This is a genomic window from Pseudomonas sp. ZS1P83 (assembly GCF_054897825.1).
The window spans coordinates 2,073,084-2,099,183 of the sequence record NZ_CM142706.1; the positions used below are offsets into that span (position 1 = coordinate 2,073,084).

The window sequence follows — 26,100 nt, forward strand, 5'->3', positions numbered from 1 at the left end:
CCTAAGTAAGCTGCAACCGCCCTTTAAAAAACGCCCGGGCGAGATTCGTTCGGGCGTTTTTTTTCGATTCGACTTTTTACAAAATCAAGGAAATCGCCCGTATGTTGGACGCCAATCTTAAAGCCCAGTTGAAGTCATACCTGGAACGGGTCACCCAGCCGATCGAGATCATTGCATCCCTCGACGACGGTGCGAAATCCCAGGAAATGCTCGCACTTCTGAAAGACGTTGCCAGTCTTTCCAACCAGATTACGTTGCTCGACAACGGTGACGATGCGCGTAAGCCATCGTTCTCGATCAACCGCCCGGGTGTCGATATCAGCCTGCGTTTCGCCGGCATCCCGATGGGCCACGAATTCACTTCGTTGGTGCTGGCCTTGCTGCAAGTCGGCGGCCACCCTTCGAAGGCCAGCGTTGAGGTGATCGAACAGATTCGTTCGCTCAAAGGCGAGTTCAGCTTCGAGACTTACTTCTCGCTGTCCTGCCAGAACTGCCCGGACGTGGTCCAGGCGTTGAACTTGATGGCCGTGCTCAACCCGAACATCCGCCACGTCGCTATCGATGGTGCGCTATTCCAGGCCGAAGTCGATGATCGGCAGATCATGGCCGTGCCAAGCGTTTACCTGAACGGCGTGAACTTCGGCCAGGGCCGCATGGGCCTGGAAGAAATCCTCGCCAAAATCGACACCAGCGGTATCGAGCGTCAGGCCGAGAAGATCAGCGCCAAAGAAGCTTTTGACGTACTGGTCGTCGGTGGTGGCCCGGCCGGTGCTTCGGCCGCGATCTACGCAGCCCGTAAAGGCATTCGCACCGGTGTGGCGGCTGAACGTTTTGGTGGGCAGGTGCTGGACACCATGGCCATCGAGAACTTCATCTCCGTGCAGGAAACTGAAGGGCCGAAACTGGCTGTGGCGCTGGAAGAGCATGTCAAGCAATACGACGTCGACATCATGAACCTGCAACGCGCCGACAAGTTGGTGCCGGGCAAGAATGGCGAGCTGCACGAAATTCACTTCGCCAGCGGCGCGACCCTGAAAGCCAAGACTGTGATCCTGGCGACCGGTGCGCGGTGGCGTGAAATGAACGTCCCGGGTGAGCAGCAATACCGCAACAAAGGCGTGGCGTACTGCCCGCACTGCGACGGTCCGCTGTTCAAGGGCAAGCGAGTGGCAGTGATTGGCGGCGGCAATTCCGGCGTCGAAGCGGCCATCGATCTGGCGGGTATCGTGTCCCACGTAACGCTGCTGGAGTTTGATGTACAGCTGCGCGCCGATGCGGTCTTGCAGCGCAAGTTGCATAGCCTGCCGAACGTCACCGTCATAACCCGTGCGCAAACCACTGAGGTGATGGGCGACGGCCAGAAGGTCAACGGCCTGCGTTACAAGGATCGCCAGTCGGACGAGCTGCGTAGCGTCGAGCTGGAAGGGATCTTCGTGCAGATCGGTCTGTTGCCCAACACAGGCTGGCTCAAAGGCACCGTCGAGTTGTCGCCTCGCGGCGAAATCATCGTCGATGCCCGTGGTGAGACCTCGATGCCAGGTGTTTTCGCTGCCGGTGACGTGACCACCGTGCCATACAAGCAGATTGTGATCGCGGTGGGCGAGGGCGCCAAAGCCTCCCTGAGCGCGTTTGATCACTTGATCCGGATTTCGGCCCCGGCATAAAACGCCGACGCTGAAAACACAAAACCCCATGAGCGATCATGGGGTTTTTTGCGTCTCACACTGATCGTTCCCACGCTCTGCGTGGGTATGCAGCCCGGGACGCTCCGCGCCCCTTTTTACAATGGAGCAGGCTGAATGATTTCAACCCAGTAAGCATCCGGGTCCTTGATGAACGCCAGGCTCTTCATGCGGCCGTCATTCAGGCGTTTCTGGAAATCGCAGCCCAGCGCTTCGAAGCGCTCGCAGGCAGCGCGGATGTTCGGCACCGAGATGCAGATGTGGCCAAAACCGCGCGGGTCAGTGTTGCCGTTGTGGTAGGCAAAATCCGCGTCGTTCTCGGTGCCGTGGTTGTGGGTCAACTCAAGAATGCCGGGGATCGACTTCATCCACTCGGTGCGAGCAGCGGCGTCGGCCGGGATCTGGTTTTTATCGACCAGCGCCAGGAAGTACAGGCTGAACTCGGCCTCCGGGAAGTCGCGTTTTTCTACCAGCGAGAAACCCAGGATGCGCGTGTAGAAATCCAGGGACTTGGTGATGTCCTTGACCCGCAGCATGGTGTGGTTGAAGACGAACTTCTGGGTGGCGGTGTCAGGTTGGGCAGTCACGCCTGGGAAGCTGTTCAATTCGTGCAGGCTCATGGGCCCTCCGGAAAATAGTGGGGCTAACGAATGGCGACAATGATACGCAAGGGCTCGGACATCACCAAACCCAAACCGTCGGCTATTGCCTGACGGACGGACGAGGCTCAAACTTTACGGTTCTATCCGTGAGTGTTCATAGCAATGACTCGATTCTGTAAATCGACCTTCGTCCTGATTGGTGTGCTTTCAGCGGTTACCTGCGCTCACGCAGACGAGCCAATCATGACCTGGCCCAACGGCTGGGAGGTCGAAGCCGTCCCGCACGATGACGCCAACGCTCAGGTGTTCCGCCAGCGCGCGGTGAAAAATGATGAGGGCGGCACGCCGGTGATGGTGATGGAGTTGACCATGACTCAGGTGCAAAGCGGTCATCAGGTGAATCTGCAAGGCGTGTTGCTGGAGATGCGCAAGTCGGTGCAGAAGGACTTCTTTCAAGGCGGGTATCAAAGTGTCTGCAACAAGATTCACCCGACGACCTTGAGCCGCTTATCCGCGCTGGAAACTACCTGCACGATCACGCAGAACGGAAGGCATGTGCTCTCTCAAACATTGGTTGCCGCTGTGGATGCCGATAAGGCCTATGTTCTTTCCTACGCGGGGCAGGCAGAGGTTTATAAGGCAAGTCAGGATGAAATAGAGGCAGCCCGTAACAGCTTGAAACTTTAGTTAAGGATTTCAATGGCTACCGGATTCAGCGCATTCTGAAATTTTTAGATACCCAAAGGGATTAAACCCAAAGTTATTCAACAAGTAGTGAGTTGATCGACGCCAATCGTTGCATTTTGAAGGCGTCCATGAAAAAGCCCTGCATTGGCAGGGCTTTTTTGTCACCGCGAGTGCTTAGCCGCGCAGCCAGGAATCAACGGTAGCTGCACCGTATTGTTCCTTCCAGGCTTTCAGGCCGCGGTGGTTGCCACCCTTGGTTTCAATCAGCTCACCGGTGTGCGGATTCTGATAAACCTTGACCACGCGTGCGCGGCGGGTTTTAGGCGCTGTTGCCTGTAGCAGGCCGGATTTTGCCGGGTTCGGATCGAGAATAGAGACGATGTCGCGCAGGCTCTTGCCGTAGGTTTTCATCAGCCCCTGGAGCTTTTCTTCGAATTCGATTTCTTTCTTGAGCCCGGCATCATTCTTCAGGGACTCCAGCTGTTTGAGCTGCTCTTGAAGGGCCTTTTCAGCTGCACGAAATTCAGCGAGTCTGGACAATATCTTTACTCCAATAGTGTGTTTGGCTGATACCAACCGCAAACAAAGCTATAAGCCAAGAGCCTTGAGGCGACTCGGTGATAATGGCTCACCTGCCAATCTTGCGCAGGCATGAAAAATTGTAGTAGTTAATTGATCAAGAGTAAATCCTGTCTTTTTCTTCATGTAACAACAGTAGTCTTTTGAATCAAATGGGTGCGCGGTCTCCGTCTCGTCGCTTGGAGCCGCTAGTTAATGTTGACTTAATGCGTTAATGAACTCTGCGCCGGGCATCGGCCGGCCGAACAGATAACCTTGCAGGAAGTTTACGCCGTGAGCGGTCAGATAATCACTTTGCTCTGCGGTTTCCACACCTTCGGCGACGATACCCAGATCGAGCTTGGCCGAGAGTTCGATGATGGTGTCCAGAATGTGCCGTGAGAGCGCGTCAACACCGATCATGGCGACAAAACTCTGGTCGATTTTCAGAAAGTCGACATTGAACTGACGCAAGTAACCCAGGCTTGAGTGGCCAGTGCCAAAGTCATCAATCGCGATCATTACGCCCAGCGCGTGGAGCTGCTCGAACAGTTGGTGGGTAATGGCCGTCGGCTCGATGAGCTCACGCTCGGTCAACTCCAGCACCAGGCAGACGGTACCCGGTGAGAAGGCGCCGAGGAATTCGCGGCAATCATCGACCAGTTCCAGGTCCTTGCAGTGGCTGGCGGTGATGTTGATGCCGATGTGGAAAGCTCCCTCGAATGAGGATGAAACAGGCGCCAGCAGTTCGGCGGTCTGCTGCATCAACGAGCGGGTCATCGGCACGATCAACCCGGAGTGTTCGGCAAACGGAATGAACAGTTCCGGATGCACCAGACCTTCCTTTGGATGATTCCAGCGCATCAGTACCTCGGCGCCGGACCACTTTTTGCTGGCACCATGCACCACAGGCTGAAAATACGGAATGAACTCCGCAGCTTCCAGAGCGCGCTGCATTTCATGGCTCGGCGACGACGAGCGCTTCTGCAGGGCGTGCCCGATGGCACCTGAAGCCACACCAAAGAAGATCAGCAAACTGAACAGCGGTGGATACTCGCTGGTCATGTAACGCCAGGTCTCACCTTCGGGGAAACCGGCCGCCACCGTGAAGGCGTAACGCGAGGACGTCAATGTGCTTTGCGCCACCGGCAAGGCGGGCAGGGCACCTTCGTGGACCTTGCCATCGGCGGACAACCAATCGGGGCCGACTTGCAGTAGCAGCAATGTCTTGCGGCCGCTCAGGCGCAGCACATTACTTAGGTGGTAACCGTACAGGGTGGTCAGCGCCCCTTGGTTTCCTTCACTGAGTCGATACACCAGCAACGCGGTATTGGGCGTGACCGGGTTGCCGTTCATGAGCCACAACTTGCCCTGGGTGTAGTCGCCGGGATTGACCTTCTCCTGATAGTCACCGAATAGCGAACTGCAATAAAGGTTGTTGTCTTGCACCAGATTGGTCGAGCGCACGAATGGACGGCGGGTGACCTGTTCGCGCAGGGCCAGTTTGACGTCGTTGCAATTTTGTCCGGCCAGTGGCAGCAATTCGTGCGCGGCCTGAGCAGTGTTGTCGAGCATCAATTCGAATTGGCGAATGGCTTCTTCGGCGCTCTGCTCGGTGCTGTGTTTGAGTGCGCGTTCAGCCTGCATATAGAGAATGGCGAACCCCAGCAGCACCGGGAGTAATCCGCTCAGTAGAGTCACAGCCATCCTGCTGCTGCGTTTGCGGCGAGATTTGACGTTCAACGGCATTTGCGAAACCTGTAACGATGAAATAGGGCTCTCAAATGCTGGCAGGACGGGACGCCTTCCAATAAGAGTTCAGGTAGAGGCCATGATAGTTGGCTCTTGGCACGTGTGCCGCTCAGCGGTAGTTCAGACCCTCGGCCAATTTGATAAAAGCCAGCGCTGCAGGTGATGACTGGCGCTGGTCCAGCACCGCCAGACCCACCTGACGTGCGACCGGAGGCGACAGTGGTTTTTTCACGTAGCGACTGTCGAGGTCGTGGGGCAATGAGCCTTGAGCAACGACCGTCAGCGCATCGCCTCGGCCAACGGTATCCAGCGTACTCAGGAGTTGCGAGCAGCGATAACGGATGTTCGGTGTCAGCCGGGCGGCACTGAACAGCCGCTGCACCAGTTCCGAAGAACCGGCCTCGGTCAACACAAAGGGGTCGTTACACAAATCGCTCAAACTCAGGCTGTCGCGACGGGCTAGTGGATGATTGACGGGCAGCAGCGCGACCATCTGGTCTTTGATCAGCGCAAAGGTGTCGAACCGATCCTCGGGCAACACCACGAAGCCGATATCAATACGCCGCTCCTCCAGCCACTGGATCACCTGCCGGTCCGGGCCTTCGTCAATGTGGACCTCGATGCCCGGGTGAGCTGCGCGGTAATGCTGCAGGATCAGCGGCAGCAGTTTGATTGATGAGGTCGGGCCGAATGAGCCGATGCGCAATGTACCGCGTTTCATTCCGCGAGCATCGGCCGCTTCCTGGCGCAAGGTGTTAGCCAGGCCCAGCATCGCCCGGGCGCGCGGCAAAAGCTGTTGGCCGATGTCGCTGAGTTCGACCTGGGACTGATGCCGACGCAGCAGCTCCACACCCAATTCCTGTTCCAGCGACTTGAGGGCGTGAGAGACCGCGGATTGGGAAATCCCCAAGCGATTGGCTGCCGCGGTAAAACCGTGAAGCTCGGCGACCAGAGAAAAAATCTCCAGTTGGGTAAGGGTCATGAGTGTTTGCTCATTTTACGATGACAAGGTATTAGCCAGATGATACGTCATCTTCCCCAATATCTCGTTCTGGAAACCTATGACAACCTGTGAGCAGAGCCTGTCCAACCCTTCGGATGTGCCGGTTTATCTGAAACTGGTTGCAGTCACCATGATCTGGGGAGGCACCTTTGTCGCCGGGCGGTTTCTGTCTGATAGCCTCAGCCCCTTGTTTGCCGCCAGCCTGCGATTCTTGTTGGCCAGCGTGGCGTTACTGATGTTTCTGCTACTGGCCCGCGTGCCTCTCGCCCGACCCAGTCCCAGGCAATGGCTGCAATTGGCGCTGCTGGGTTTTTTCGGAATCTTCTTCTACAACCTGTGCTTTTTTTATGGTTTGCAATACATCAATGCCTCGCGAGCGTCATTGATCGTGGCGTTGAACCCGGCGGTGATCGGCCTGGCATCATGGTTGTTATTCAAGGAACGCTTGAGTCGAGTAAAAGTCTTGGGGATCGCGATCTGTATTGCCGGGGCGAGCCTGGTGATCGTCAGTCGAACCCCGCAATTGCTGGCCAACAATCCCGATGCCTGGATCGGCGATCTTTTGATATTTGGCTGTGTTCTTGGCTGGGGCGTTTATTCGCTGTTCTCCAAAGATCTGAACCAGACGCTAGGCCCGGTGCAAACGGTGACGTACTCAATACTGTTGGGCACGCTGATGCTGTGGGTGACCAGTGCTGTTTGCGGTGAGTTGAGTGTTGCTGCACTTGCCAGCCTCGGACCAAAGCAATGGATGAGCCTGATGTACCTGGGCGTATTGGGCTCGGCGCTGGCCTACATCGGTTATTACGACGGCATTCGCAAAATCGGCGCGACGCGCTCAGGCGTGTTCATCGCCCTCAACCCGCTGACCGCGGTGATCCTCGGTGCGCTGCTATTGGGCGAACAGTTGACCCTGGCAATGTGCCTGGGAGGAGGGCTGATCCTCGCGGGGATTTTCCTGTGCAACAAACCCCTTGCGCGAGCAGGGAAAAAGGGGATTTGATACAGAAGGCGGACAAACCTATTTACGCTGTGTAGAATCGGGTTACGCATATAAGAATAATCGTCTTCTGGCAGCAGAAGCCTCGCCCGCAAGAGCCTTGGGTCGACAATGAAGAGTTTTGGGTTTCAATTGATCTACGGTGACTTCCTCGCCCGCAGCGTGCGGGGCATCTCCTGCGCGCCACCCGGTCTCAGCATTGCTAGCAACTAACGATCCGTTAATTGATAAGAAAATGATGAGGCGCCAACCATGGCAGATTTATACGAAAACCCAATGGGCCTGATGGGCTTTGAATTCATCGAGTTCGCATCGCCGACCCCGAACACCCTGGAGCCGATCTTCGAGATCATGGGCTTCACCAAGGTCGCGACCCACCGATCCAAAGACGTCCACCTGTTTCGCCAGGGCCAGATCAACCTGATCCTCAATAACGAACCTCACAGCGTCGCTTCGTACTTCGCGGCCGAGCACGGTCCATCGGTGTGCGGCATGGCGTTCCGGGTCAAGAATGCCCAGCAGGCGTTTTCCCGGGCCCTGGAACTGGGCGCCCAGCCGATTCACATCGAAACCGGCCCGATGGAGCTAAACCTGCCGGCGATCAAAGGCATCGGCGGCGCGCCGCTGTACCTGATCGACCGTTTCGGCGAAGGCAGTTCGATCTACGACATCGACTTCGTGTTCATCGAAGGCGTTGACCGCAACCCTGTCGGGGCCGGCCTGAAGATCATCGACCACCTGACCCACAATGTGTATCGCGGTCGCATGGCTTACTGGGCCAATTTCTACGAGAAGCTGTTCAACTTCCGCGAGATCCGGTTTTTTGACATCAAAGGCGAATACACCGGCCTGACCTCCAAGGCCATGACCGCGCCGGACGGCATGATTCGCATCCCGTTGAACGAAGAGTCGTCCAAGGGCGCCGGTCAGATCGAAGAGTTCCTGATGCAGTTCAACGGCGAGGGCATCCAGCACGTTGCCTTCCTGGCCGATGACCTGATCAAGACCTGGGATCATTTGAAAAGCATTGGCATGCGCTTCATGACCGCGCCGCCGGAAACCTATTACGAAATGCTCGAAGGCCGTTTGCCGAACCACGGTGAACCGGTTGATCAACTGCAATCGCGCGGCATTCTGCTGGACGGTTCGTCCGAGTCGGGCGACAAGCGCCTGCTGCTGCAGATCTTCTCCGAAACCTTGATGGGCCCGGTGTTCTTCGAGTTCATCCAGCGTAAAGGCGACGATGGTTTCGGCGAAGGCAACTTCAAGGCTTTGTTCGAATCCATCGAACGCGACCAGGTTCGGCGTGGCGTGCTCTCCACCGACTAAGCTGGTTTGGCCATAAAACAACCGGTGTAGGAGCGAGGCTTGCCCGCGAAGCTTTTAGCGTCCTCAAGGGCGCCTTCGCGGGCAAGTCGGACCGCCGCATCGCTCGCTCCTACATTGGTTTGCGGCGTTGCCGGACCAGGTGTTTGAACCCTTCGAACACCAGAACAACCACCGCCAACCAAATCGGGATGTAGGTCAGCCATTCACCGGCCTTGATGCTTTCCCCCAGCAGCAACGCGACGCCGAGCAACAGCACCGGCTCGACATAGCTCAACAACCCGAACAGGCTGAACGGCAACAGCCGGCTAGCGATGATGTAGACAACCAGCGCCGAAGCACTGATCACCCCAAGTAACGGGATCAGCAGCGATAGCCACGGACGTTGATCGAACACGCCGAAACCCTGTTCGCCGCCTTGAACGAACCAGAACGCCACCGGCAGCATCAAAGCCATGTCCACCCACAAACCACCGAGATTGTCTGTGGCCAGCCACTTGCGCAGGAAGAAGTAGGTCGGGTATCCGACGACGACCAGTAATGTCGCCCAAGAAAATCCGCCCACCTGATACAGCTCATTGAGCACACCGAGAGAGGCGAAAAACACGGCAACCTTTTGCAGGTAGGACAACCGCTCGCCATAAGCGATCCGCCCCGTCAGAACCATGGACAGCGGTAACAGGAAATAGCCCAGTGACACGTCGAGGCTATAGCCGTTGAGCGGCGCCCACATGAACAGCCAGAGCTGAAGGCCAAGCAGCGTCGAGGAAACGATCAGGCCTGCGAGTAACTTGGGTTTGCCGCCCAGTAGGCGAAGGATGGCGACCGCGCGTTTCCATTCACCGGAGACCACCATAAACACGGTCATGCACGGCAGGGTCAGCAGCATCCGCCAGCCGAAGATTTCTACACCGCTCAAAGGCGTGAGCAGCGAGGTGTAGTAATACATGACGGCAAACAGCACCGAGGCTGAAACCGATAGAGCAATACCTTTAGACAAACTGTCCTCGCGAAGTTGAACGTTAAACGGGGGCGGAGGATACGTGGTTTTTGTGCTGAATATTGGCCACTTGCTCAATATTTCCAACACCGATCGTTCCCACTTTCTGCGTGGGAACGCCTCAATGGACGCTCTGCGTCCGCTCTTGGGACGCAAAGCGTCCCGGGCTGCATTCCTTTGCTGCGCGTGGGAACGATCAAGCCAAACGCGGTTTACGCCCCGGCACAAAGTGGCTCACATCATTAAAGCCCGGCGTCGACGCATGCCCAGGCACAACCAGCGAATCAATGAACGCTTCATCCTCCGCCGTAATCTTCACCGCCTGAGCCTTAGTGTAGGCATCCCATTGTTCTTCGGTCCGGGGCCCAACGATGGCCGAGGTGACGGCGCTGTTGTTCAGCACCCAGGCGATGGCGAATTCGACGATGCCCACGCCACGCCCTTTCGTGTACTGCTGGATCTGCTGAGCAATGCGCAGTGATTCGACGCGCCATTCGGTTTCCAGAATGCGTTTATCTGCGCGGCCGGCTCGGCTGTTGGCATCCGGCTTCACGTCTGGTGCGTATTTACCGCTGAGCACGCCTCGCGCCAGCGGGCTGTATGGCACCACGCCCAGGCCATAGTTTTGCGCAGCGGTGATCTGCTCGGTTTCCACCTGACGGTTGACGATGTTGTACAGCGGTTGACTGATGACCGGCCGATCGACGCCCAATTGGTCGGCCACACGAATCACCTCGGCGATGCGCCAGCCACGGTAGTTCGATAGACCCCAATAGCGGATTTTGCCCTGGCGTATCAAATCGCCGATGGCCGACACCGTGACGTCCAGCGGTGTGTTGTGGTCTTCGCGGTGCAAGTAATAGATGTCGAGATAATCGGTGCTCAGGCGCGTCAGGCTGGCGTCGATGCCATTGAAAATGTGCTTGCGACTCAGGCCGCTGCGATTCGGCACGCCGTCCACCGGGCCGAAACCGACCTTGGTAGCGAGCACCCATTCGTGACGCCGACTGGCGATCGCTTCGCCGACAATTTCTTCGGAGCGGCCGTTGGTGTAAACATCTGCGGTGTCGATGAAATTGATGCCCTGGTCCCAGGCCTTGTCGATGATCCGCAGGGAATCTTCGGTGCTGGTCTGTTCGCCGAACATCATGGTGCCCAGGGTCAGGGTCGACACTTGTAAACCCGAATGACCCAGCGTGCGATAGCTCATGACGAAATCCTTTTGCCGGTTGGAAAGTTTGCATCAAATACCAGAAAGATTGATGTCGGCAACGAAAATTGTCCAGCAGACGCTCGGCAACACCAAGCCAGGCAGTAACCATTCGTCGCTACTGTCAGATCTGACAGTATGCTCCGCGCTGACAATCGGGCCTGATCATCAACGACGACGTCAACCAAAAAAAGGCCGACGTCATTCTTGAAGTTAGGAGCGTTTTTTATGACCATTCAGCCTTTCGATCAAGTGCCACCCAGCAACGACGTGCTGGCTCTGTACCCGCCGAAACTTCCCGACAGCAACTCATCTGTGGACGGTGCGGAATGTGGGCTCGCGAAAGAGTTTTATGACCTGACGCCAAGGGGCGCCACGGTGATTGTGGACCCCTTCGTTAATCAGGCACCGCTGGACACCGTCCAACTCAATTTGAACGGTGAGATGAACATTGCCAGTACTCAGACTCAATCCACCGATGATTCGGTGGTCATCTACATACCGAAAAATAAGTTGAGATCCGATCCGGGTTACGTCAACGAACTCACGTACACGATCATCCGTGGCAGTAATAACGAAGGCACCTCCGAGCCGCCGTTGACGATCTTGTACAACGCTATTCGTCCGGGTATGGAAGACAAGATCGAGGACGATGAAGGGCATTCCGAATTGGAACTCATCCTGCCTAACGACGTGATTGAAGACGGTATCGATGCCTACCGCGCAGCGCAGGGTGTTCAGGTTTATTTCTCTTACCCGTATTGCCGGGCCTACGACAGGATTCTGCTGAACTGTAACGGTCATGACGTTTACCGTGAAGTTCACGCTGATGAGGCTCCCGCCACACCCACCAGCGTGCCAACCAGAATCGGTCTGTTACTCGATAAAACCGTTCTCGAAGGCGCGGGCGACCACCCCGAATTTTCTTTTTCCTACACGGTCAGCGATCAGATTGGCAACGGCGCCGATCTGGACTCGCCATGGTCGGCGGCTATCCCGGTGGATGTGGATCTAAAGGGCATTCGGATGGCAGCCCCCGATATTACCGAGGATCCAGATGATCCCACTGACGCCCCGGACACCATTGATCTGAACAAGCTCGGTAGCAAGGACTTGACCATCCAGGTGCATGTTCTGGAACCGGTCTGGGCAGCCGATGACACTATCCGCGTTAAATACACGGCGACGCCAAGTGCCGGAGGGGTTGTAGAACATGTAGTTGAAGCGCAAGTCGCAAGACTGCCGTTTACCCATAAGTTGCAGGTGCCCAATGCCAAAGTGATTGCCGACAGTGTAGTCAAGGTGACTTATGAGCAGGTTCGAGGAGGTGTTATTTCGGCTCGATCGAGAATTGCGCGGGCACTGGTCATCGTGAAACCGGTGCTTACTTCGGTGAAAAACTCGTTTGGCGCAGAAATCGAAAATGGTGGAACCGTCTCTGACAATAAAGTCACGTTGTCGGGCTCCGCGCTAGCGGGTGCGGTGTTGCAGATTTTTGATGGCGGAACGTTCATCGATGATGTTCAGACTGGATCGGACTATAAGTGGCAGAGCAGGTTGATACCGATTGCCGTCGGGCAGCGACGCTTTATGGTGAAGGAAAAAAGTGGCGACCAACTCGAGTCCGAGCCCTGGTTGCTTGAGCGCCTGGCTTTCACTATTGAAAAGCAACCGATGATTTTGAAGGGTTACTCGGTGAAAATTCCGCAATGGCCAAAAACTGGTGTTGACTCAATCGGCAATACGGCCGTCCGTACTCCCACTGGAGGGGTTCCGCCTTATAGCTATTTGTCATCGGAACCACTGAAAGCAGCGGTGACGGAGAATGGGGGGAAGGTGACCGGCCTCAAAAGCGGGGTGTCTACGATTTATGTCGTCGACCAGGAAGGTACAACATTGGATTACCTCGTCTCAGTCTCAAATGTCTATAGATTGCAGATTAGCGACGAGTTGCTGACCTCGCCTGAGGCCGTAAGCTGGATGTATTCGATGCAAGGAGCCCCTATTTACACCACTTTTTACTGGGACGTTCACGGGGTATATGTTCCTCCTTCACGGACAAGTGCCGTTTGGACGTGTAGGCCCGGGAGTGTATGGCTTCCCGGTGGCCAGTTTTATCAATTTAATCAAACCCTAAAATATCCTGCATGGTGCGTCATACCTATTTAATTCAGGTATGTAATTACAGCCAGAAGAGATGCAACGATATTCTTGTTGCATCTCTTCTGGATGGTGAGTTTCAAGTGATTTATTGACTCAACGCTTTGCAACGTTCCTGCAAAAATGCCTGCAACACCTTCACCCGCTCCGACACCTGCACCCGGTGCGGGCATAGCAGATTGAACGGCACGCTCTCGCCGTGCCAGTCATCGAACGCCGTGACCAGCCGTCCCGCGCGCACGTCTTCTGCGACGTCCAGCCAGGTCTTGTAGGCGATGCCGTGTCCGGCCAGCGCCCAGCGATGGGCGACCCCGCCATCGTTGCTGAGATAATCGCCGCGCACTTCAATCTCCAGCACTTCATCGTAGCGACTGAAACGCCAAGCGTTGTAAGGCCGAGCGTTTCGCAGATAAAGCAGGGCGCTGTGTTGACTTAATTCAACCGGGTTATGGGCATGCATGCGTTCTGGAGAAGAATTAATACGGCCAAGCTTTTTAGCGAAAAACATCTCGCGAAAGCTTGACCGTGAATCTACAGGATGTACATCAATCCCGTGTAGGAGCTGCCGAAGGCTGCAATATTCGGATCTTTACGATGTGATTAAACCCGCAACGTCCGCGTCATACGCAACGCCAACAAGCTCCCGCACACAATCACACCCGCCAGTAAATAAAGCGCCGCATCAGTCGACCCGGTGCTGTCCTTGACCCAACCCACCAGATACGGACTCAGGAAACCCGCCATCTGCCCCATGGAGTTGATCAACGCCAAACCACCCGCCGCCGCACCGGCGCTGAGCAGCGCAGTCGGCACTGGCCAAAACATCGGCAGGCCGGTGAGGGCGCCCATGGTGGCGATGGTCAGGCCGAGGATGGCGATGGCCGGGTTGGCAGCGAAGTTCACGGCGATCAGCAGGCCCACCGCGCCCATCAGCATCGGCACCACCAAGTGCCATCGGCGCTCTTTTCGCAGGTCGGCGGAACGGCCGACCATCAACATGAACAACGCCGCCAGCAGGTACGGAATCGCACTGAGCCAGCCGATCACCAGGTTATCGCTGAAGCCCAGGTTCTTGATGATCGACGGCAGCCAGAAATTGATCGCGTAAACGCCGCTCTGGATGCAGAAGTAGATCAGGCCAAATGCCCAGATCGCCGGGTTCTTGAATACCGCCAGCAGCGAGTCGGTGGTGGTTTTCGGTTTGTTGGCCAGGTCTTCAGCGTGGTCGGCTTCCAGCACCGAGCGCTCGAACGGCGTGAGCCATTTGGCATTCGCGTAACTGTCGCTGAGCAGGAAGTACGCCAGCGCGCCGAGGATGATGGTCGGGATACCTTGCAGCAGGAACATCCACTGCCAGCCGGCCAAGCCACCTTGCCCGGCGCCGAAGTGGTTGAGGATCCAGCCGGAAAACGGGCTGCCGAGCAGGCCGGACACCGGGATCGCCGACATGAACAGCGCCATGATGCGGCCACGGCGGAAGGTCGGGAACCACTGCGAAAGGTAAAGCACCACGCCCGGAAAGAACCCGGCTTCGGCCGCGCCGGTGAACAGGCGCAGGGTGTAGAACTCGGTCGGTGTGGTGACGAACAGCAAACAGGTCGAGAGCGAGCCCCAGACGATCATCATCAGCGCGATCCAGCGGCGCGGGCCGAATTTGGTCAGGGCCAGGTTGCTCGGCACGCCGCACAGCACGTAGCCGATAAAGAAAATCCCGGCCCCGAGGCCGTACACGGTTTCGCTGAACTTCAGTGCGTCGAGCATCTGCAGCTTGGCAAATCCAACATTCACCCGGTCGAGGTAGTTGAACAGGTAGCAGATGAAGATGAAGGGAATCAAACGCAGGGTAATGCGTTTGTAGACGGCGTTTTTTTCGTCAGCGATGGCCTGGATAGCTGCGGCGCTCTGTGACATGGCGGCTCTCTCTTTATTATGATTTTTTGCGATGCAAAGGGTAACGTTGATCGCCCAGTGAGTCTCGGCCAACCCTTGGGTCGTTGTCTTTGTGCCTGAGCACAGGGTTTGCAACCAAGGCCTGTGCGGGTGAACAATCCGCTCATCACGCTTTCAAGGATCACCGCTATGTTCGAACTGGATCACGACCTGGCCCAGGACATCGTCGACCGGGCGATGGCCATCCTGCCGTACAACGTTAACGTCATGGACAGCCAGGGATTGATTCTCGGCAGCGGCGAACCGGAGCGCGTCAACACCCGTCATGAAGGCGCGCAACTGGTGCTGGCCAACGGGCGGGTGGTGGAAATCGACGCCCAAACAGCGATTCATCTCAAAGGTGTGCAGCCGGGTATCAACTTGCCGCTGTTGCTCGATCAGCGCTTGATTGGCGTGCTGGGCATCACCGGCGATCCCGAGCAATTGCGCACCTACGCTGAACTGGTGCGGATGACCGCCGAGATGCTGGTCGGCCAGCGCAATCAGCAGGCCGAACAGCAATGGCGGCGTCAGCGTTGCGACGATCTGCTGGCGTTGCTGCTCAGTGAGGCCGGGGAATCGCCGCGGCTGATCGATGAAGCGCAACAGCTTGGGCTCAAGCCGCAGATGACGCGGGTGCCGAATCTATTCGAGTTAGGGATGGAACACGGTCCGGGGCAAACCGTCGAAGCGCTCAGCGCCTGGCTGATGTCGCGCTACCCGGACAGTTGGTGTGTGAGTTCGGCCAAGTCCTCGTTGCTCTGGTGCCGGCCAGCCAGCCAGGCGATCGAGAATGATCGGCTGCTGGAGAAACTCGACGGCCTGGGCTGGAACATCCTGCGCATCGCCGTGGGTGGGCAGGCCGATGGGCTGTCGGGACTGCGCCGCTGCTACCGCCGCGTCGGCGACTTGCTGGCCTATGGACGAGATGTGTTGCCGCACTCCCGTTTGCTGACGCTCACCCGTTACCGATTGCCGGTTATGCTCTGGCGGCACCGCAACGACGACGCGCTGGACGAGTTGCTCAAACCGCTGCGCAAAGTTATTGCCAAGGATGGCAACGGCCAATTGCTGGCAACCCTGCGCAGTTGGTGCGATCACGACGGCCAGAGCCAGGCCTGTGCCGATGCACTGGGTATCCACCGCAACAGCCTGCGTTATCGAATGGAGCGAATTGCCGAGCTCAGCGGCGTCGACCCGCTAAGGCTGGACGGGATGCTCGCGCTTTATCTCGGTGTGCAACTTTTGCCTCAAACCGATGCGCCTCCAACGTCTGGCGCTTAAGGTTTTGTGGGAATGAACAATAATCGGCATGCCTGCTTGTGCAGCGGACCGGCGTTATTGTTCTTGCCTGCTGGCAGCATGAGGGCATTGGAACTGGAGAATTCGCATGAAAATCGTCATCGCCCCCGATTCGTTCAAGGACAGCCTGAGTGCCCAAGGTGTGGCTGATGCCATTGCTCTGGGGTTGGCGGAAGTCTGGCCCGACGCACAACTGGTCAAATGCCCCATGGCTGACGGCGGGGAGGGGACTGTCGAATCGATTCTGGCGGCGTGCGAGGGCGAACTGCGCCGAACCCAAGTCCGCGGGCCGCTCGGCGCAATGGTTGATGCCGCCTGGGGCTGGTTACCCCAAAGCCACACCGCGATCATCGAAATGGCCGAGGCCAGTGGCCTGCAACTGGTTCCGCCAGGCCAGCGTGATGCCTGCATCAGCAGCACGTTCGGCACCGGCGAATTGATCCGCACCGCGCTTGACGCGGGAGCGCAACGGGTCATTTTGGCGATTGGCGGCAGCGCCACCAACGACGGCGGTGCGGGGGCGATGCAAGCCTTGGGCGTGAAACTGCTGGACGCACTGGGCCAGACGCTTGCACCGGGAGGTCTGGCGCTCGCGCAATTAGCGCGAATCGACATGAGTGAAATTGATCCGCGTCTGGCCGAGGTGCGATTCGACATCGCCGCCGATGTCAATAACCCACTGTGCGGCCCTCACGGTGCCTCAGCGATATTCGGCCCGCAGAAAGGCGCGTCGCCCGAGCAAGTCCAGCAACTGGATAACGCGCTCGGGCACTTTGCCGAACGGTGCGCCCAGGTCCTGAATAACGACGTACGTGACGAACCGGGCAGCGGAGCGGCGGGAGGGCTGGGCTTTGCCGCCAAAGCGTTTCTGGGTGCGCAATTCAAGGCCGGAGTCGAAGTGGTCGCTGAACTGGTCGGCCTTGACGATGCGGTCAAGGGCGCCGATTTGGTGATCACCGGCGAAGGCCGTTTCGATGCGCAAACCCTACGTGGCAAGACACCGTTTGGTGTGGCGCGTATCGCTCGGCAGCACGGCGTGCCTGTGATCGTCGTCGCCGGGACACTGGGTGAGGGTTATCAGGAACTGTACGAGCATGGCATTGATGCTGCATTTGCCTTGGCGAGCGGGCCGATGACGCTGGAACAAGCTTGCGCCGAGGCGCCGCGTTTGTTGCGTGAACGCGCAAGCGATGTTGCGCGGGTTTGGCGGGTGGCATTGCGTAAGGCTTGAGTCTTGCGTGGATTTTAGATCCACCCCTCACCCCAGCCCTCCCGGGAGAGTTAGGGTGAGGTGTGGTTCCAGACTTGAAATATATTTCTCAACGCCCCGCAAAAATCCTCAACCCCGGCCGATACAGCTAACAGGCCCACATAAACCAATTCCAACAGTGGCGCCAAACTGAAAACGCGCGCGCCATCGCCCGCCATTCAGCGATCACGGCAAGGATGCTCGCAGCCACAATCACCCGAGAATCATCCTATGTCACTGCGTAATCTGAATATCGCGCCTCGAGCCTTCCTGGGTTTTTCCTTCATTGCCTTGCTCGTCATCGTGCTGGGTGTGTTTGCCGTGAACCGCATGTCGACCATCCGCCAAGCCTCTATCGACATGGCAACCACGCAGCTGCCCAGCATCGTGTTTCTCGGCAACCTGACAGAAAACATCCTGCGCCTGCGCATTCTTTCTTTCCGGGTGTTGGTCAACCGTGATCCGAGCGCGTTGCAGGAAGCCCAGACACGTACCGGCTTGCTGGTCGACAAGGTTCGCAGCGCACAAGCCAGTTATGCAGCGTTGCCGGCCACCCAGGAAGAAGCTGCGCTGTACAAGACGTTCACGACAACACTGGACAGCTATATACAAGACCAGAATCAGATGCTGGAGCTGTCGCGGCAGAACAAACTCGATGAGATGCGCACGCTGATCAACACCCGGATCAAGGACGGTACGGACCAGATGGGCGAGCAGCTGAACAAACTGGTAGCGTTCAACAACACATATGCGAAAACCGCCGCGGCCGAAGCGGGCGAGCACTACAGCAGCGCCGTGACCGGCATCATCGCAGTGGCGGTGATTGCGGCGCTGATGACCGTGCTGCTGGCCTGGCTGCTGACCCGCAGCATCGTCACGCCGCTCAACCGTGCGCTCCAGGCGGCCGAAACCATTGCGGGCGGCAACCTGACTAAAACCATCGACATCGACGGCAAGGACGAACCGGCCCGTTTGCTCGGTGCCTTGTTCACGATGCAAACCAACCTGCGCAAAACCATCGAACAGATCGCCGGCTCCGCCACCCAACTGGGTGCCGCCGCTGAAGAACTCAGCACGGTCACCCAAGAAGCCTCCCGCGGCCTGCAACAGCAGAACAACGAAATCGATCAGGCCGCCACTGCCGTCAACGAAATGACCGCCGCCGTGGAAGAAGTGGCACGCAACGCGGTGTCGACGTCCGAGGCCTCGAACCAGTCTACCCAGGCGGCCCGTGAAGGTCGCGATCGAGTGGTGGAAACCGTCGGCGCGATCCAGACCATGACCCACGATGTGCAAAACACCTCAGTGATGATCGAAGGCTTGGCGGCTCAGGGGCGTGACATCGGCAAGGTGCTGGACGTGATCCGCGCCATCGCCGAACAGACCAACCTGTTGGCGCTGAACGCCGCGATCGAAGCCGCCCGTGCCGGTGAAGCCGGGCGTGGTTTTGCGGTGGTGGCGGACGAGGTCCGGGCGCTGGCCCATCGCACCGCGCAATCGACCCAGGAAATCGAAAAAATGGTCGCCGGCATCCAGAACGGCACCGGCGAAGCGGTTTCGTCGATGCAGCAAAGCAATCAACGCACTCAAAGCACCCTTGAAATGGCCCGCGCCGCGGGTGTCGCGCTGGAGCAGATCACCCAGTCGATCCAATTGATCAACGAACGCAACCTGGTGATTGCCAGCGCTTCGGAAGAACAGGCCCAGGTTTCCCGCGAAGTCGACCGCAATCTGGTAAACATCCGCGACCTGGCCACCCAGTCCGCCGCCGGCGCCAACCAGACCAGCGCCGCCACTCACGAACTGTCGCGCCTGGCCGTGGATTTAAATGCCATGGTGGCGCGTTTCGTGATTTGAGATAGGGTTGAGGCTTGGAACCCGCGCGACTGGAGAAATACATGCGCTATTCAGCCTTGACCAAACGAATCGCCGGTGACGGCGCTGCGGCCTGGCAGATTCATGACCGAGCACTGGAATTACGTGAGCAGGGCGTTGATGTGCTGCTGCTATCGATCGGCGATCCCGACTTCGATACGCCGCAGCCCATCATTCAGGCGTGCATCGACAGCTTGCTGTCCGGCGATACCCACTACCCTGCAGTACGCGGCAGTCAGGGATTGCGCAACAGCATCGCCAACCGTCATCGACGCCGCAGCGGTCAAGTCGTGGATGCCGACCATGTGATCGTGCTGCCGGGCGCACAATGCGCGGTGTATTCGGTGGTGCAATGCCTGCTCGATCCGGGCGATGAAGTGATCGTCGCCGAACCGATGTACGTGACCTATGAAGGCGTATTCGGTGCCTGTGGAGCCAAGGTGGTGCCGGTGGCGGTGCGCCCCGAGAACGGCTTTCGGGTCGATCCGGCGGATGTCGCGGCGCTGATCACGCCTAAAACCCGCGCCATCCTGCTCAACAGTCCGAACAATCCTTCCGGCGCCAGTTTGCCGCTGATGGTCTGGCAGGAGCTGGCGTCGCTCTGTGTTCGTCACGACCTGTGGCTGATCAGCGACGAGGTTTACAGCGATCTGTTGTACGAAGGCGAGCACATTAGCCCGGCGAGTCTGCCGGGCATGGCCGAGCGCACGGCGACCATCAATAGCCTGTCCAAGTCCCACGCCATGAGCGGTTGGCGAGTGGGCTGGGTGATCGGGCCGAAACCCTTGAATGACCACCTGGCGCATCTCTCGTTGTGCATGCTGTTTGGCATTCCGGATTTTATTCAGAATGCTGCGCAATTGGCGCTGGATGAGGACTTGCCGGAAGTGGCGGTGATGCGCGAGGAGTATCGCCAGCGTCGCAACCTGGTGTGCGCGAGTCTGCGTGATTGCCCGGGCATCCGACCGATTCGGCCTGATGGCGGAATGTTCGTGATGGTCGATGTGCGCCAGACCGGGTTGTGTGCCCAGCGTTTTGCCGAGCGGCTGCTGGAAGGTTACGGCGTGTCGGTGCTGGCCGGTGAAGCGTTTGGGCCGAGTGCGGCGGGGCATATTCGATTGGGGTTGGTGGTGGATCAGCTGAAGCTGGCGGATGCGTGCCAGCGGATTGCGTTGTGTGCTGCGGACCTTCTGGAGGCGCGCCGGGCTTGATTCCACTGGCTGATTCCTTAAGCCTTCCACGCCCCGACGTTCACCAGATTCGCCGGCCGCACACCTGCCAGTGACGCCAGCAGATTGTCCACCGCACACGTGGCCATCGCTTCGCGCGTTTCATGCGTCGCCGAACCGATGTGCGGCGTCGCCACCACGTTGTTCAGTTGCAACAGCGGCGAGTCAGTGTTCAGTGGCTCACGTTCGAACACATCCAGCCCCGCGGCGCGAATCTGCCTGTCACGCAAGGCGCCAATAAGCGCCGCCTCGTCCACGACCTTGCCCCGTGAAATATTGATGAAGATGCTCTCCGGGCGCATCAGGGCAAACTGCTCGGCCCCGATCAGTCCTTCGGTTTCTGCTGTCAGCGGCAGGGTCAGGCAAATGAAATCAGCCTGCTGCAACAAGGCTGGGAGGCTGCGGTACTGCGCGTTGAATCGCTGTTCCACCGCCGGTTTTGGCGAGTGGCTGTGATAGATAACCGGCATGCCAAAACCGAAATGCCCACGCTGGGCCAGGGCCTCACCGATCCGCCCCATGCCAATGATGCCCAAGGTTTTACCGTGCACATCGCTGCCGAACTGCGCCGGGCCGATGTTGCGGTTTCACTGGCCGGCGCGGACAATGTTCGCCAGTTCCACCACTCGCCGAGCGGTTGCCAGGATCAGCGCGAAACCGGTGTCAGCGGTGGTTTCGGTGAGTGCGTCAGGGGTGTTGCTGAGCAGGATATGCCGCTCGGTCAGGTAGTCGATGTCGTAGTTGTCGATCCCCACGGAGACGCTGGCAATGGCTTCCAGATCTGGTGCCAGATCGAGCAACCCGGCGTCCAGCTTAAGGCTGGCACCGAGCAACCCGTGGGCGCGGGGCAGGGCCTCGCGCAGCGTTGCCAGGCCTTCGGCATTGAGGTTGTCGAAACCCAGGGACACTTTCAGCCATTTGGCACCGAATGCCTGGGCGCGCTGCAGCGCAGAGATCAGTTCAGGATTGGGTTTCGACTGGCCGGCCAGCCACAATTCCATCGGCGAGGAATACACGCTTTCGACGCCTTGGGCCTGGGTCGCGTCGGCTAATTGAGTAGGGTCTTCGACGGTCAGCAACTCTTCGCGCCATTCGATGCGTGTGGCGCCGGCGGCGGCCAACACGTCGATAAACGATCCCTGGACGCGTTCGCGAACTAGGTCGGCGCCGTAGCTCGACAGGCTGATGGAAACGGGTGGTTTATTCATTGTTGTATACCTCTGAAACCGGTTTCATTTTTGTTCAAAAAAATATCAGTGGTTGATTTGTTGTTCTTTCGGGCCTCTTCGCGGCAAGCCTCGCTCCCACAGGATTTTGGATCGTTTACGCCATTCATTCACGCCACGGCTTCTGTAGGAGCGAGGCTTGCCCGCGAAGGCGTCCTCAACTTGAAACACGCAAGGCTGTCGATCCACGCACAATCAACCGCGCCGAAAAATCCAGGGTCCGCACCGGCCCGGCATCACCACGCAAGCGCTTGAGCAAACACTCGAACGCACTCGCGCCAATCTCGGCCGTCGGTTGGGCGAGGGCGGTGATGCCGCTGCCTACCAGTGGGTACCAATCCAGATCATCGAGGGCAATCAGGCCGACGTCTTCGAACAGAATGCACTTCAGCTCACGCAACGAATGGGTGCTGGCCAGCGCGGCGATGCCGTTGGCGCAGAACAGCGCTTTCGGGCCGGGTCCGGGCGTTTCGAGGAAGGTTTTCAGCTGGGCGGTGAGTTCGCTGCCGGTTTCGATGAGGCTGCCGCGCAGGGTCGGACGCTGCTCGATCTGCACCTTGAAACTGCTGACCCGCTCGATCCACGAACTGGTGCCGTCATAGGGTTCGGTGACCAGCAACACGTCGCGATAGCCGCGCTCTTCAAGGTGCGCGAGGGCGATCTCGACCGCTGCCGGATTGTCCAGCCCCACCAGATCACTCTCGAGTTGCTCGACCTTGCGATCCACCAACACCAGCGGCATCTCCCGATGCAGTTCGCGCAATTCGTCGAGGTGATGACCGAGGGTGTTCACGATCAAGCCTTCAATGTTGTACGAGCGCAGCAGCGCCAGGTGCTGGCGTTCCTGCTCGTCATCGCGATCGGTATTGCACACCACCAGGCTGTAGCCGTGCTGACGGCAGGCGGTTTCCACCCGTGCATCACGGCAATCGAATAAGGATTACGGATATCGGCCACCAGCATGCCGATCAGGCGGGTACGCCCGCGTTTCAGGCCGCGGGCCATTTGATTCGGGCGGTAGCCCAATTCGCTGATCGCCTGATCGCCTGCAGGCTGGCTTTGAAACCGGTTTCAGAAGACGCCATTAACCAGAACGCGTCAACGCAGCGATACCCCAACGTGTAGGAAAAACCCGACAAACGGTAGCAATACCTGTCAGATATGACAGTAGCCACATCATTGAACTCGGTGCTTAATTTCTTTCAGACAAAAGAATAATTCTACGACCAATCAAAGGACTTGCGATATGGCGCTCAATAAGCCACTGACATTCGATGCGCCGAAAGTTCTAGGTGTCGCCGATCCGGATGTTGATCCGGAGGGGCAAGTTCCAACTGAATTACTGCTCAAAGGAATTGATGTAGTCGTCCCTTTGTGGCCCGATCCAGCGAAAGATCCAGGTGAAAGGGACATTCTGACCGTTTTCTTTGATCAACCGGGAGAGCCTTTAGTAAGTGTTCCAAATACGTACTACCCGGACGATATGAAGCCAGAATTCATTATTCATATCGGTCCGGAATATTTAAGGATTAATGGTGTCGGGGAACTGTGGTATGGAATTCTTAATAGCGCCGACAATCCATCCAAGTCTTTTTCGCGGCGACTGACTATTGATCATGCCGGCGATCTCGAGGAAGCTGACTTTAAGCACGCCACCAAGTGGGGCTATCTGAATTGCGAAACTGATCCTCCCTTGTGGGAAGGTGTCACGGTCAAGATCCCTGCACTTGCGGGATTTAACGTCGGAGACCGCTGTGAAGTGCTCTGGCGAGGGTTCTCCACTCTGAACGGCAGTGGCACAGAGTTCATCAGTGCTAAAAAAAACTGTTATTCGTCCGGCTTTAAGTGAACAAGACATCCGTGAAGGATTTTCACTGGTTATAGAGCCTTACGAGACTCATATAAAACCGATGGTGAAAAACGCGTCCGCCACCGTTGTTTATACCGTCTATCGCGGCGCGAAACGTGTAGGAAAATCAAAAACTGCGGTGGTAAAAATAGACAGGATTAAACCTGGCGAAGAGTTTCCATGCGAGCCTCCAGCAAGCGTGGGGATAGGCGGGAGCTAAGTTGTACGAAGAGGCCACAATCTTCTTCAAATTGTATGGCAATCAATCGTGAACACATGGAGGCGGTAAAATGAACGCAATCGTTGAAAAAGCCCAGTTGTCCCGAAGAGCAGTACTTGAAAAAAGTTACCGAAAATCCGGCGGTGTGCTCGCAAATCCCGGCCGCGTCACCATTCCAGCGCAAACACTTGAAAACGATTTGCGGATTCCCGTGGCAGCTCTCTCCGCGCCGCTACAATACACGATTCCTCGGCCCTCTGAACCTGAGGATCCAGATGATTTGATCGAGTTCAAGATCCGTAAAAAAGGAGAAACCAACTGGCGAGACATTGAACAATTTTTGGAATTAGGAACTATTGCTAATCGGGTCTGGCCGTTGCCGCGTCAAATTCCTTTGCAGTACCTGGCAGAAGAAAGCACTCCGGAAACACCTACCGAATATGAAGTTCAGTATATCTATTGGTACGGTGCAACGAATGAAGGGCGCTCGGACATTACTACGTACGCCATCGACCGTACAGCGCCCTATAGAGTGAAAACCCCGGCGTCGAACCGATCCCCGGGGGCGGCTTCGTTTCCTGCTGATCTTGGGCCAAACGATCCAATCGATGAAACCTATATCGGCAATAATCCGGGCGGTATCACGATCAAGGCCGCGACTTATAGCAACTATCACGCCACTGATGTGATCAAGGTTTTCTGGGGCATAGCCCCCGCTGTTGGCGACCAGCCCGTGTTTGAAGGCTTGCTGCCATCAACGTATGAAGTCATCGTGCCCATTGAGGTATTTGTAAATTCCAGTGAAGGCTTGAATACACTTATTTATGTTGTGACGGATCTTGCAGGTAATAAAGGTAAAACATCCAATCCCAGTTATCGCGTAGTCAAACGCATCGCTGATCCTACAGTGTTTGCGCCACCAGTGCTGCCACTGGCCAATGGTACTGATGGCGATGATTTGATTGATTTGGCCGACTGTAAGCAAGGTGTCGACATCGTTATCGATGTACCAACGCCGAACGCGGCTTCGGACACCATTATGGCTTACTGGGGAATGGCGGAGCTTGGCGAAAAGAGAGTAGATGCCAGTGTCGATGGCAAGCTGACTTGGGATAACGTTGATTTTTCGATTATCAAACAAGTTTATGGCAACACCGATGGTGATGAAGAAACAAACATTAGCTATAAGATGTTCAGAGGCCCCCGTGTTATCGGTGGCAATGACGTGGATATCAAGGTCAATATTTCTTATATTGGCCCGGTAAACCCGAATGAACCCGACCCTGTAAACGATGCTTTAAATCCTGCTGTACTGGGAACCGCAGACGGCTCGGTTGATAAAATTGTGGAAGCGGACTATGGCAAAGATGCAGAGATTTCAATCAAACTTTTCGCACTGCCCGCCACTGAAGAAGGATGGTTAATTGATATATTTTATGATGACGTCAAGGTAGGCGAAACCATCCGTTTGACCGGTGGGCAGCAAGACACAACGCTTACACAAACACTTCCCTGGAAAACTATTTTTGATCAGCAAAGCGGGACAAAGGTGTTGCGTTGGGTGCTCTATACCGCGGCAAATCCTAATCCGGTAGGCGCTCCTCCTAAAGACATCCCGGTAGATGCATTTCCCATTGAAACGCCTATGCCCGAGGTGTTGAACCTTGCGGGTCCACTTAGAAGGATCGGTTGTTCTACATTGAACTTCGTTCCTCCTGGGGATGGCACGAACAGACGTAACTTAAGTGTGCGTATTCCGAAAAGTGATTACACGGTTGACGGTGAAACTATTACTTTGTCATGGGTAGCGTACACCGATGCAGTGCCGCCTGTGCTTGTTCCTGGTACGGAAACTAATGCTGATTTTAAGATCGCCGGCACGTTTCCCGATGCAGGCGCACTCATCAACATTGGTACTTATAATACTCACTTAAAACCGGCGAACCGTGCCAACGGTCACCTCAGCTATACCATTACCCGGACAGGTACTACGCCAACCCCTCCTTCAGTGGTAGCCAAACATTTTGTGCTGCTGACAAACAGTGAGGCGCAGTACTGCGAAGAGGTTAACCCAATTCCAGCTCCATAAAAACAGCTGTTGGAAAAGTGCGGCGAAAATAGTATTCGCCGCACTGTTTCACTCTTATTTTGTTACAGAGAAAGTAATCTTGCCAGGGGATTTTTCACCCCTCGAATGAGGATTAATCCTACATAACTATGCGTAATTACACGCTAGCCTAG

General features: G+C 56.8%; 18 protein-coding genes and 3 pseudogenes. 11 read left to right on the plus strand and 10 right to left on the minus strand.

Annotated elements, in window-relative coordinates:
- Window positions 1–101 precede the first annotated feature (101 nt).
- Window positions 102–1,664, plus strand: a complete 1,563-nt coding sequence (ahpF, locus tag ACYZT0_RS10175; RefSeq protein WP_462045712.1) for an alkyl hydroperoxide reductase subunit F — start codon at window positions 102–104, stop codon at window positions 1,662–1,664.
- 116 nt (window positions 1,665–1,780) lie between these two features.
- On the opposite strand, the gene gloA is transcribed toward ahpF, so the two are convergent.
- Window positions 1,781–2,302, minus strand: a complete 522-nt coding sequence (gloA, locus tag ACYZT0_RS10180; protein WP_462045713.1) for a lactoylglutathione lyase — start codon at window positions 2,300–2,302, stop codon at window positions 1,781–1,783.
- Window positions 2,303–2,446: 144 nt separating this feature from the next.
- On the opposite strand from gloA, the gene ACYZT0_RS10185 reads away from it, so the two are divergent.
- Complete coding sequence (locus ACYZT0_RS10185) at window positions 2,447–2,971, plus strand: DUF4946 domain-containing protein (protein ID WP_462046536.1); 525 nt, start codon at window positions 2,447–2,449, stop codon at window positions 2,969–2,971.
- Between the two features lie 174 nt (window positions 2,972–3,145).
- Here the strand turns inward: ACYZT0_RS10185 and ACYZT0_RS10190 are convergent, their stop codons facing one another.
- From ACYZT0_RS10190 to ACYZT0_RS10200, 3 genes are all read right to left on the minus strand, one after another.
- The gene (locus ACYZT0_RS10190) at window positions 3,146–3,511 is read right to left on the minus strand and encodes a histone-like nucleoid-structuring protein, MvaT/MvaU family (protein ID WP_282378204.1); all 366 of its coding nucleotides are present in this window, start codon (window positions 3,509–3,511) and stop codon (window positions 3,146–3,148) included.
- A gap of 231 nt (window positions 3,512–3,742) precedes the next feature.
- A complete protein-coding gene (locus ACYZT0_RS10195; protein ID WP_462045714.1) occupies window positions 3,743–5,278 on the minus strand; it encodes an EAL domain-containing protein in 1,536 nt (511 codons plus the stop codon).
- Between the two features lie 112 nt (window positions 5,279–5,390).
- Window positions 5,391–6,263: a LysR family transcriptional regulator gene (locus tag ACYZT0_RS10200; RefSeq protein ID WP_462045715.1), complete on the minus strand. Its 873-nt coding sequence runs from the start codon at window positions 6,261–6,263 to the stop codon at window positions 5,391–5,393.
- A 79-nt stretch (window positions 6,264–6,342) separates the two neighbouring features.
- Here ACYZT0_RS10200 and ACYZT0_RS10205 point away from each other — a divergent pair, with 79 nt between their 5' ends.
- Both ACYZT0_RS10205 and hppD read left to right on the plus strand, forming a co-directional pair.
- Window positions 6,343–7,287, plus strand: a complete 945-nt coding sequence (locus tag ACYZT0_RS10205) for a DMT family transporter (RefSeq protein ID WP_462045716.1) — start codon at window positions 6,343–6,345, stop codon at window positions 7,285–7,287.
- 249 nt (window positions 7,288–7,536) lie between these two features.
- Window positions 7,537–8,613, plus strand: coding sequence for a 4-hydroxyphenylpyruvate dioxygenase (hppD, locus tag ACYZT0_RS10210; RefSeq protein ID WP_462045717.1), 1,077 nt, complete (start codon window positions 7,537–7,539; stop codon window positions 8,611–8,613).
- Between the two features lie 109 nt (window positions 8,614–8,722).
- On the opposite strand, the gene rarD is transcribed toward hppD, so the two are convergent.
- Both rarD and ACYZT0_RS10220 read right to left on the minus strand, forming a co-directional pair.
- Complete coding sequence (rarD, locus tag ACYZT0_RS10215) at window positions 8,723–9,610, minus strand: EamA family transporter RarD (RefSeq protein ID WP_462045719.1); 888 nt, start codon at window positions 9,608–9,610, stop codon at window positions 8,723–8,725.
- A gap of 196 nt (window positions 9,611–9,806) precedes the next feature.
- Window positions 9,807–10,820, minus strand: coding sequence for an aldo/keto reductase (locus ACYZT0_RS10220; RefSeq protein ID WP_462045720.1), 1,014 nt, complete (start codon window positions 10,818–10,820; stop codon window positions 9,807–9,809).
- 228 nt (window positions 10,821–11,048) lie between these two features.
- On the opposite strand from ACYZT0_RS10220, the gene ACYZT0_RS10225 reads away from it, so the two are divergent.
- Window positions 11,049–12,989 carry an Ig-like domain-containing protein gene (locus ACYZT0_RS10225; RefSeq protein ID WP_462045721.1) on the plus strand — a complete coding sequence of 647 codons (1,941 nt, stop codon included), beginning with the start codon at window positions 11,049–11,051 and terminating at the stop codon, window positions 12,987–12,989.
- 79 nt (window positions 12,990–13,068) lie between these two features.
- On the opposite strand, the pseudogene ACYZT0_RS10230 reads toward ACYZT0_RS10225, so the two are convergent.
- Together ACYZT0_RS10230 and ACYZT0_RS10235 are read right to left on the minus strand one after the other, a co-directional pair.
- Window positions 13,069–13,428, minus strand: a pseudogene (locus ACYZT0_RS10230) (LysR substrate-binding domain-containing protein); the annotation flags it as partial.
- A gap of 152 nt (window positions 13,429–13,580) precedes the next feature.
- The gene (locus ACYZT0_RS10235; RefSeq protein WP_462045722.1) at window positions 13,581–14,891 is read right to left on the minus strand and encodes an MFS transporter; all 1,311 of its coding nucleotides are present in this window, start codon (window positions 14,889–14,891) and stop codon (window positions 13,581–13,583) included.
- 168 nt (window positions 14,892–15,059) lie between these two features.
- Here ACYZT0_RS10235 and ACYZT0_RS10240 point away from each other — a divergent pair, with 168 nt between their 5' ends.
- From ACYZT0_RS10240 to ACYZT0_RS10255, 4 genes are all read left to right on the plus strand, one after another.
- A complete protein-coding gene (locus ACYZT0_RS10240) occupies window positions 15,060–16,193 on the plus strand; it encodes a sugar diacid recognition domain-containing protein (RefSeq protein ID WP_462045723.1) in 1,134 nt (377 codons plus the stop codon).
- A 106-nt stretch (window positions 16,194–16,299) separates the two neighbouring features.
- Window positions 16,300–17,442: a glycerate kinase gene (locus ACYZT0_RS10245; RefSeq protein WP_462045724.1), complete on the plus strand. Its 1,143-nt coding sequence runs from the start codon at window positions 16,300–16,302 to the stop codon at window positions 17,440–17,442.
- A gap of 249 nt (window positions 17,443–17,691) precedes the next feature.
- Entirely contained in the window at window positions 17,692–19,317 is a 1,626-nt protein-coding gene (locus ACYZT0_RS10250; protein ID WP_462045725.1) for a methyl-accepting chemotaxis protein, read from the plus strand.
- 41 nt (window positions 19,318–19,358) lie between these two features.
- Window positions 19,359–20,546, plus strand: coding sequence for a pyridoxal phosphate-dependent aminotransferase (locus ACYZT0_RS10255; RefSeq protein WP_462045726.1), 1,188 nt, complete (start codon window positions 19,359–19,361; stop codon window positions 20,544–20,546).
- 17 nt (window positions 20,547–20,563) lie between these two features.
- On the opposite strand, the pseudogene ACYZT0_RS10260 reads toward ACYZT0_RS10255, so the two are convergent.
- A pseudogene (locus ACYZT0_RS10260) lies at window positions 20,564–21,442 on the minus strand (2-hydroxyacid dehydrogenase); the annotation flags it as partial.
- 505 nt (window positions 21,443–21,947) lie between these two features.
- Window positions 21,948–22,834 (minus strand): annotated as a pseudogene (locus tag ACYZT0_RS10265) (LacI family DNA-binding transcriptional regulator); the annotation flags it as partial.
- 202 nt (window positions 22,835–23,036) lie between these two features.
- On the opposite strand from ACYZT0_RS10265, the gene ACYZT0_RS10270 reads away from it, so the two are divergent.
- Together ACYZT0_RS10270 and ACYZT0_RS10275 are read left to right on the plus strand one after the other, a co-directional pair.
- Complete coding sequence (locus ACYZT0_RS10270; RefSeq protein WP_462045727.1) at window positions 23,037–23,639, plus strand: hypothetical protein; 603 nt, start codon at window positions 23,037–23,039, stop codon at window positions 23,637–23,639.
- A gap of 290 nt (window positions 23,640–23,929) precedes the next feature.
- Window positions 23,930–25,948 (plus strand): hypothetical protein, encoded by a 2,019-nt coding sequence (locus ACYZT0_RS10275; RefSeq protein ID WP_462045728.1) that lies wholly within the window; start codon window positions 23,930–23,932, stop codon window positions 25,946–25,948.
- Window positions 25,949–26,100: the final 152 nt, after the last annotated feature.

What these genes read in the sequence shown, in the direction of transcription:
- ACYZT0_RS10275 (WP_462045728.1), top strand. Translation starts at nt 23,930, where the DNA reads ATGAACGCAATCGTTGAAAAAGCCCAGTTGTCCCGAAGAGCAGTACTT.
- ACYZT0_RS10195 (WP_462045714.1), bottom strand. Translation starts at nt 5,278, where the DNA reads ATGCCGTTGAACGTCAAATCTCGCCGCAAACGCAGCAGCAGGATGGCT.
- ACYZT0_RS10250 (WP_462045725.1), top strand. Translation starts at nt 17,692, where the DNA reads ATGTCACTGCGTAATCTGAATATCGCGCCTCGAGCCTTCCTGGGTTTT.
- ACYZT0_RS10205 (WP_462045716.1), top strand. Translation starts at nt 6,343, where the DNA reads ATGACAACCTGTGAGCAGAGCCTGTCCAACCCTTCGGATGTGCCGGTT.
- ahpF (WP_462045712.1), top strand. Translation starts at nt 102, where the DNA reads ATGTTGGACGCCAATCTTAAAGCCCAGTTGAAGTCATACCTGGAACGG.
- ACYZT0_RS10220 (WP_462045720.1), bottom strand. Translation starts at nt 10,820, where the DNA reads ATGAGCTATCGCACGCTGGGTCATTCGGGTTTACAAGTGTCGACCCTG.
- ACYZT0_RS10255 (WP_462045726.1), top strand. Translation starts at nt 19,359, where the DNA reads ATGCGCTATTCAGCCTTGACCAAACGAATCGCCGGTGACGGCGCTGCG.
- ACYZT0_RS10200 (WP_462045715.1), bottom strand. Translation starts at nt 6,263, where the DNA reads ATGACCCTTACCCAACTGGAGATTTTTTCTCTGGTCGCCGAGCTTCAC.
- ACYZT0_RS10245 (WP_462045724.1), top strand. Translation starts at nt 16,300, where the DNA reads ATGAAAATCGTCATCGCCCCCGATTCGTTCAAGGACAGCCTGAGTGCC.
- ACYZT0_RS10235 (WP_462045722.1), bottom strand. Translation starts at nt 14,891, where the DNA reads ATGTCACAGAGCGCCGCAGCTATCCAGGCCATCGCTGACGAAAAAAAC.
- ACYZT0_RS10270 (WP_462045727.1), top strand. Translation starts at nt 23,037, where the DNA reads ATGGCGCTCAATAAGCCACTGACATTCGATGCGCCGAAAGTTCTAGGT.
- ACYZT0_RS10225 (WP_462045721.1), top strand. Translation starts at nt 11,049, where the DNA reads ATGACCATTCAGCCTTTCGATCAAGTGCCACCCAGCAACGACGTGCTG.
- ACYZT0_RS10240 (WP_462045723.1), top strand. Translation starts at nt 15,060, where the DNA reads ATGTTCGAACTGGATCACGACCTGGCCCAGGACATCGTCGACCGGGCG.
- hppD (WP_462045717.1), top strand. Translation starts at nt 7,537, where the DNA reads ATGGCAGATTTATACGAAAACCCAATGGGCCTGATGGGCTTTGAATTC.
- gloA (WP_462045713.1), bottom strand. Translation starts at nt 2,302, where the DNA reads ATGAGCCTGCACGAATTGAACAGCTTCCCAGGCGTGACTGCCCAACCT.
- ACYZT0_RS10185 (WP_462046536.1), top strand. Translation starts at nt 2,447, where the DNA reads ATGACTCGATTCTGTAAATCGACCTTCGTCCTGATTGGTGTGCTTTCA.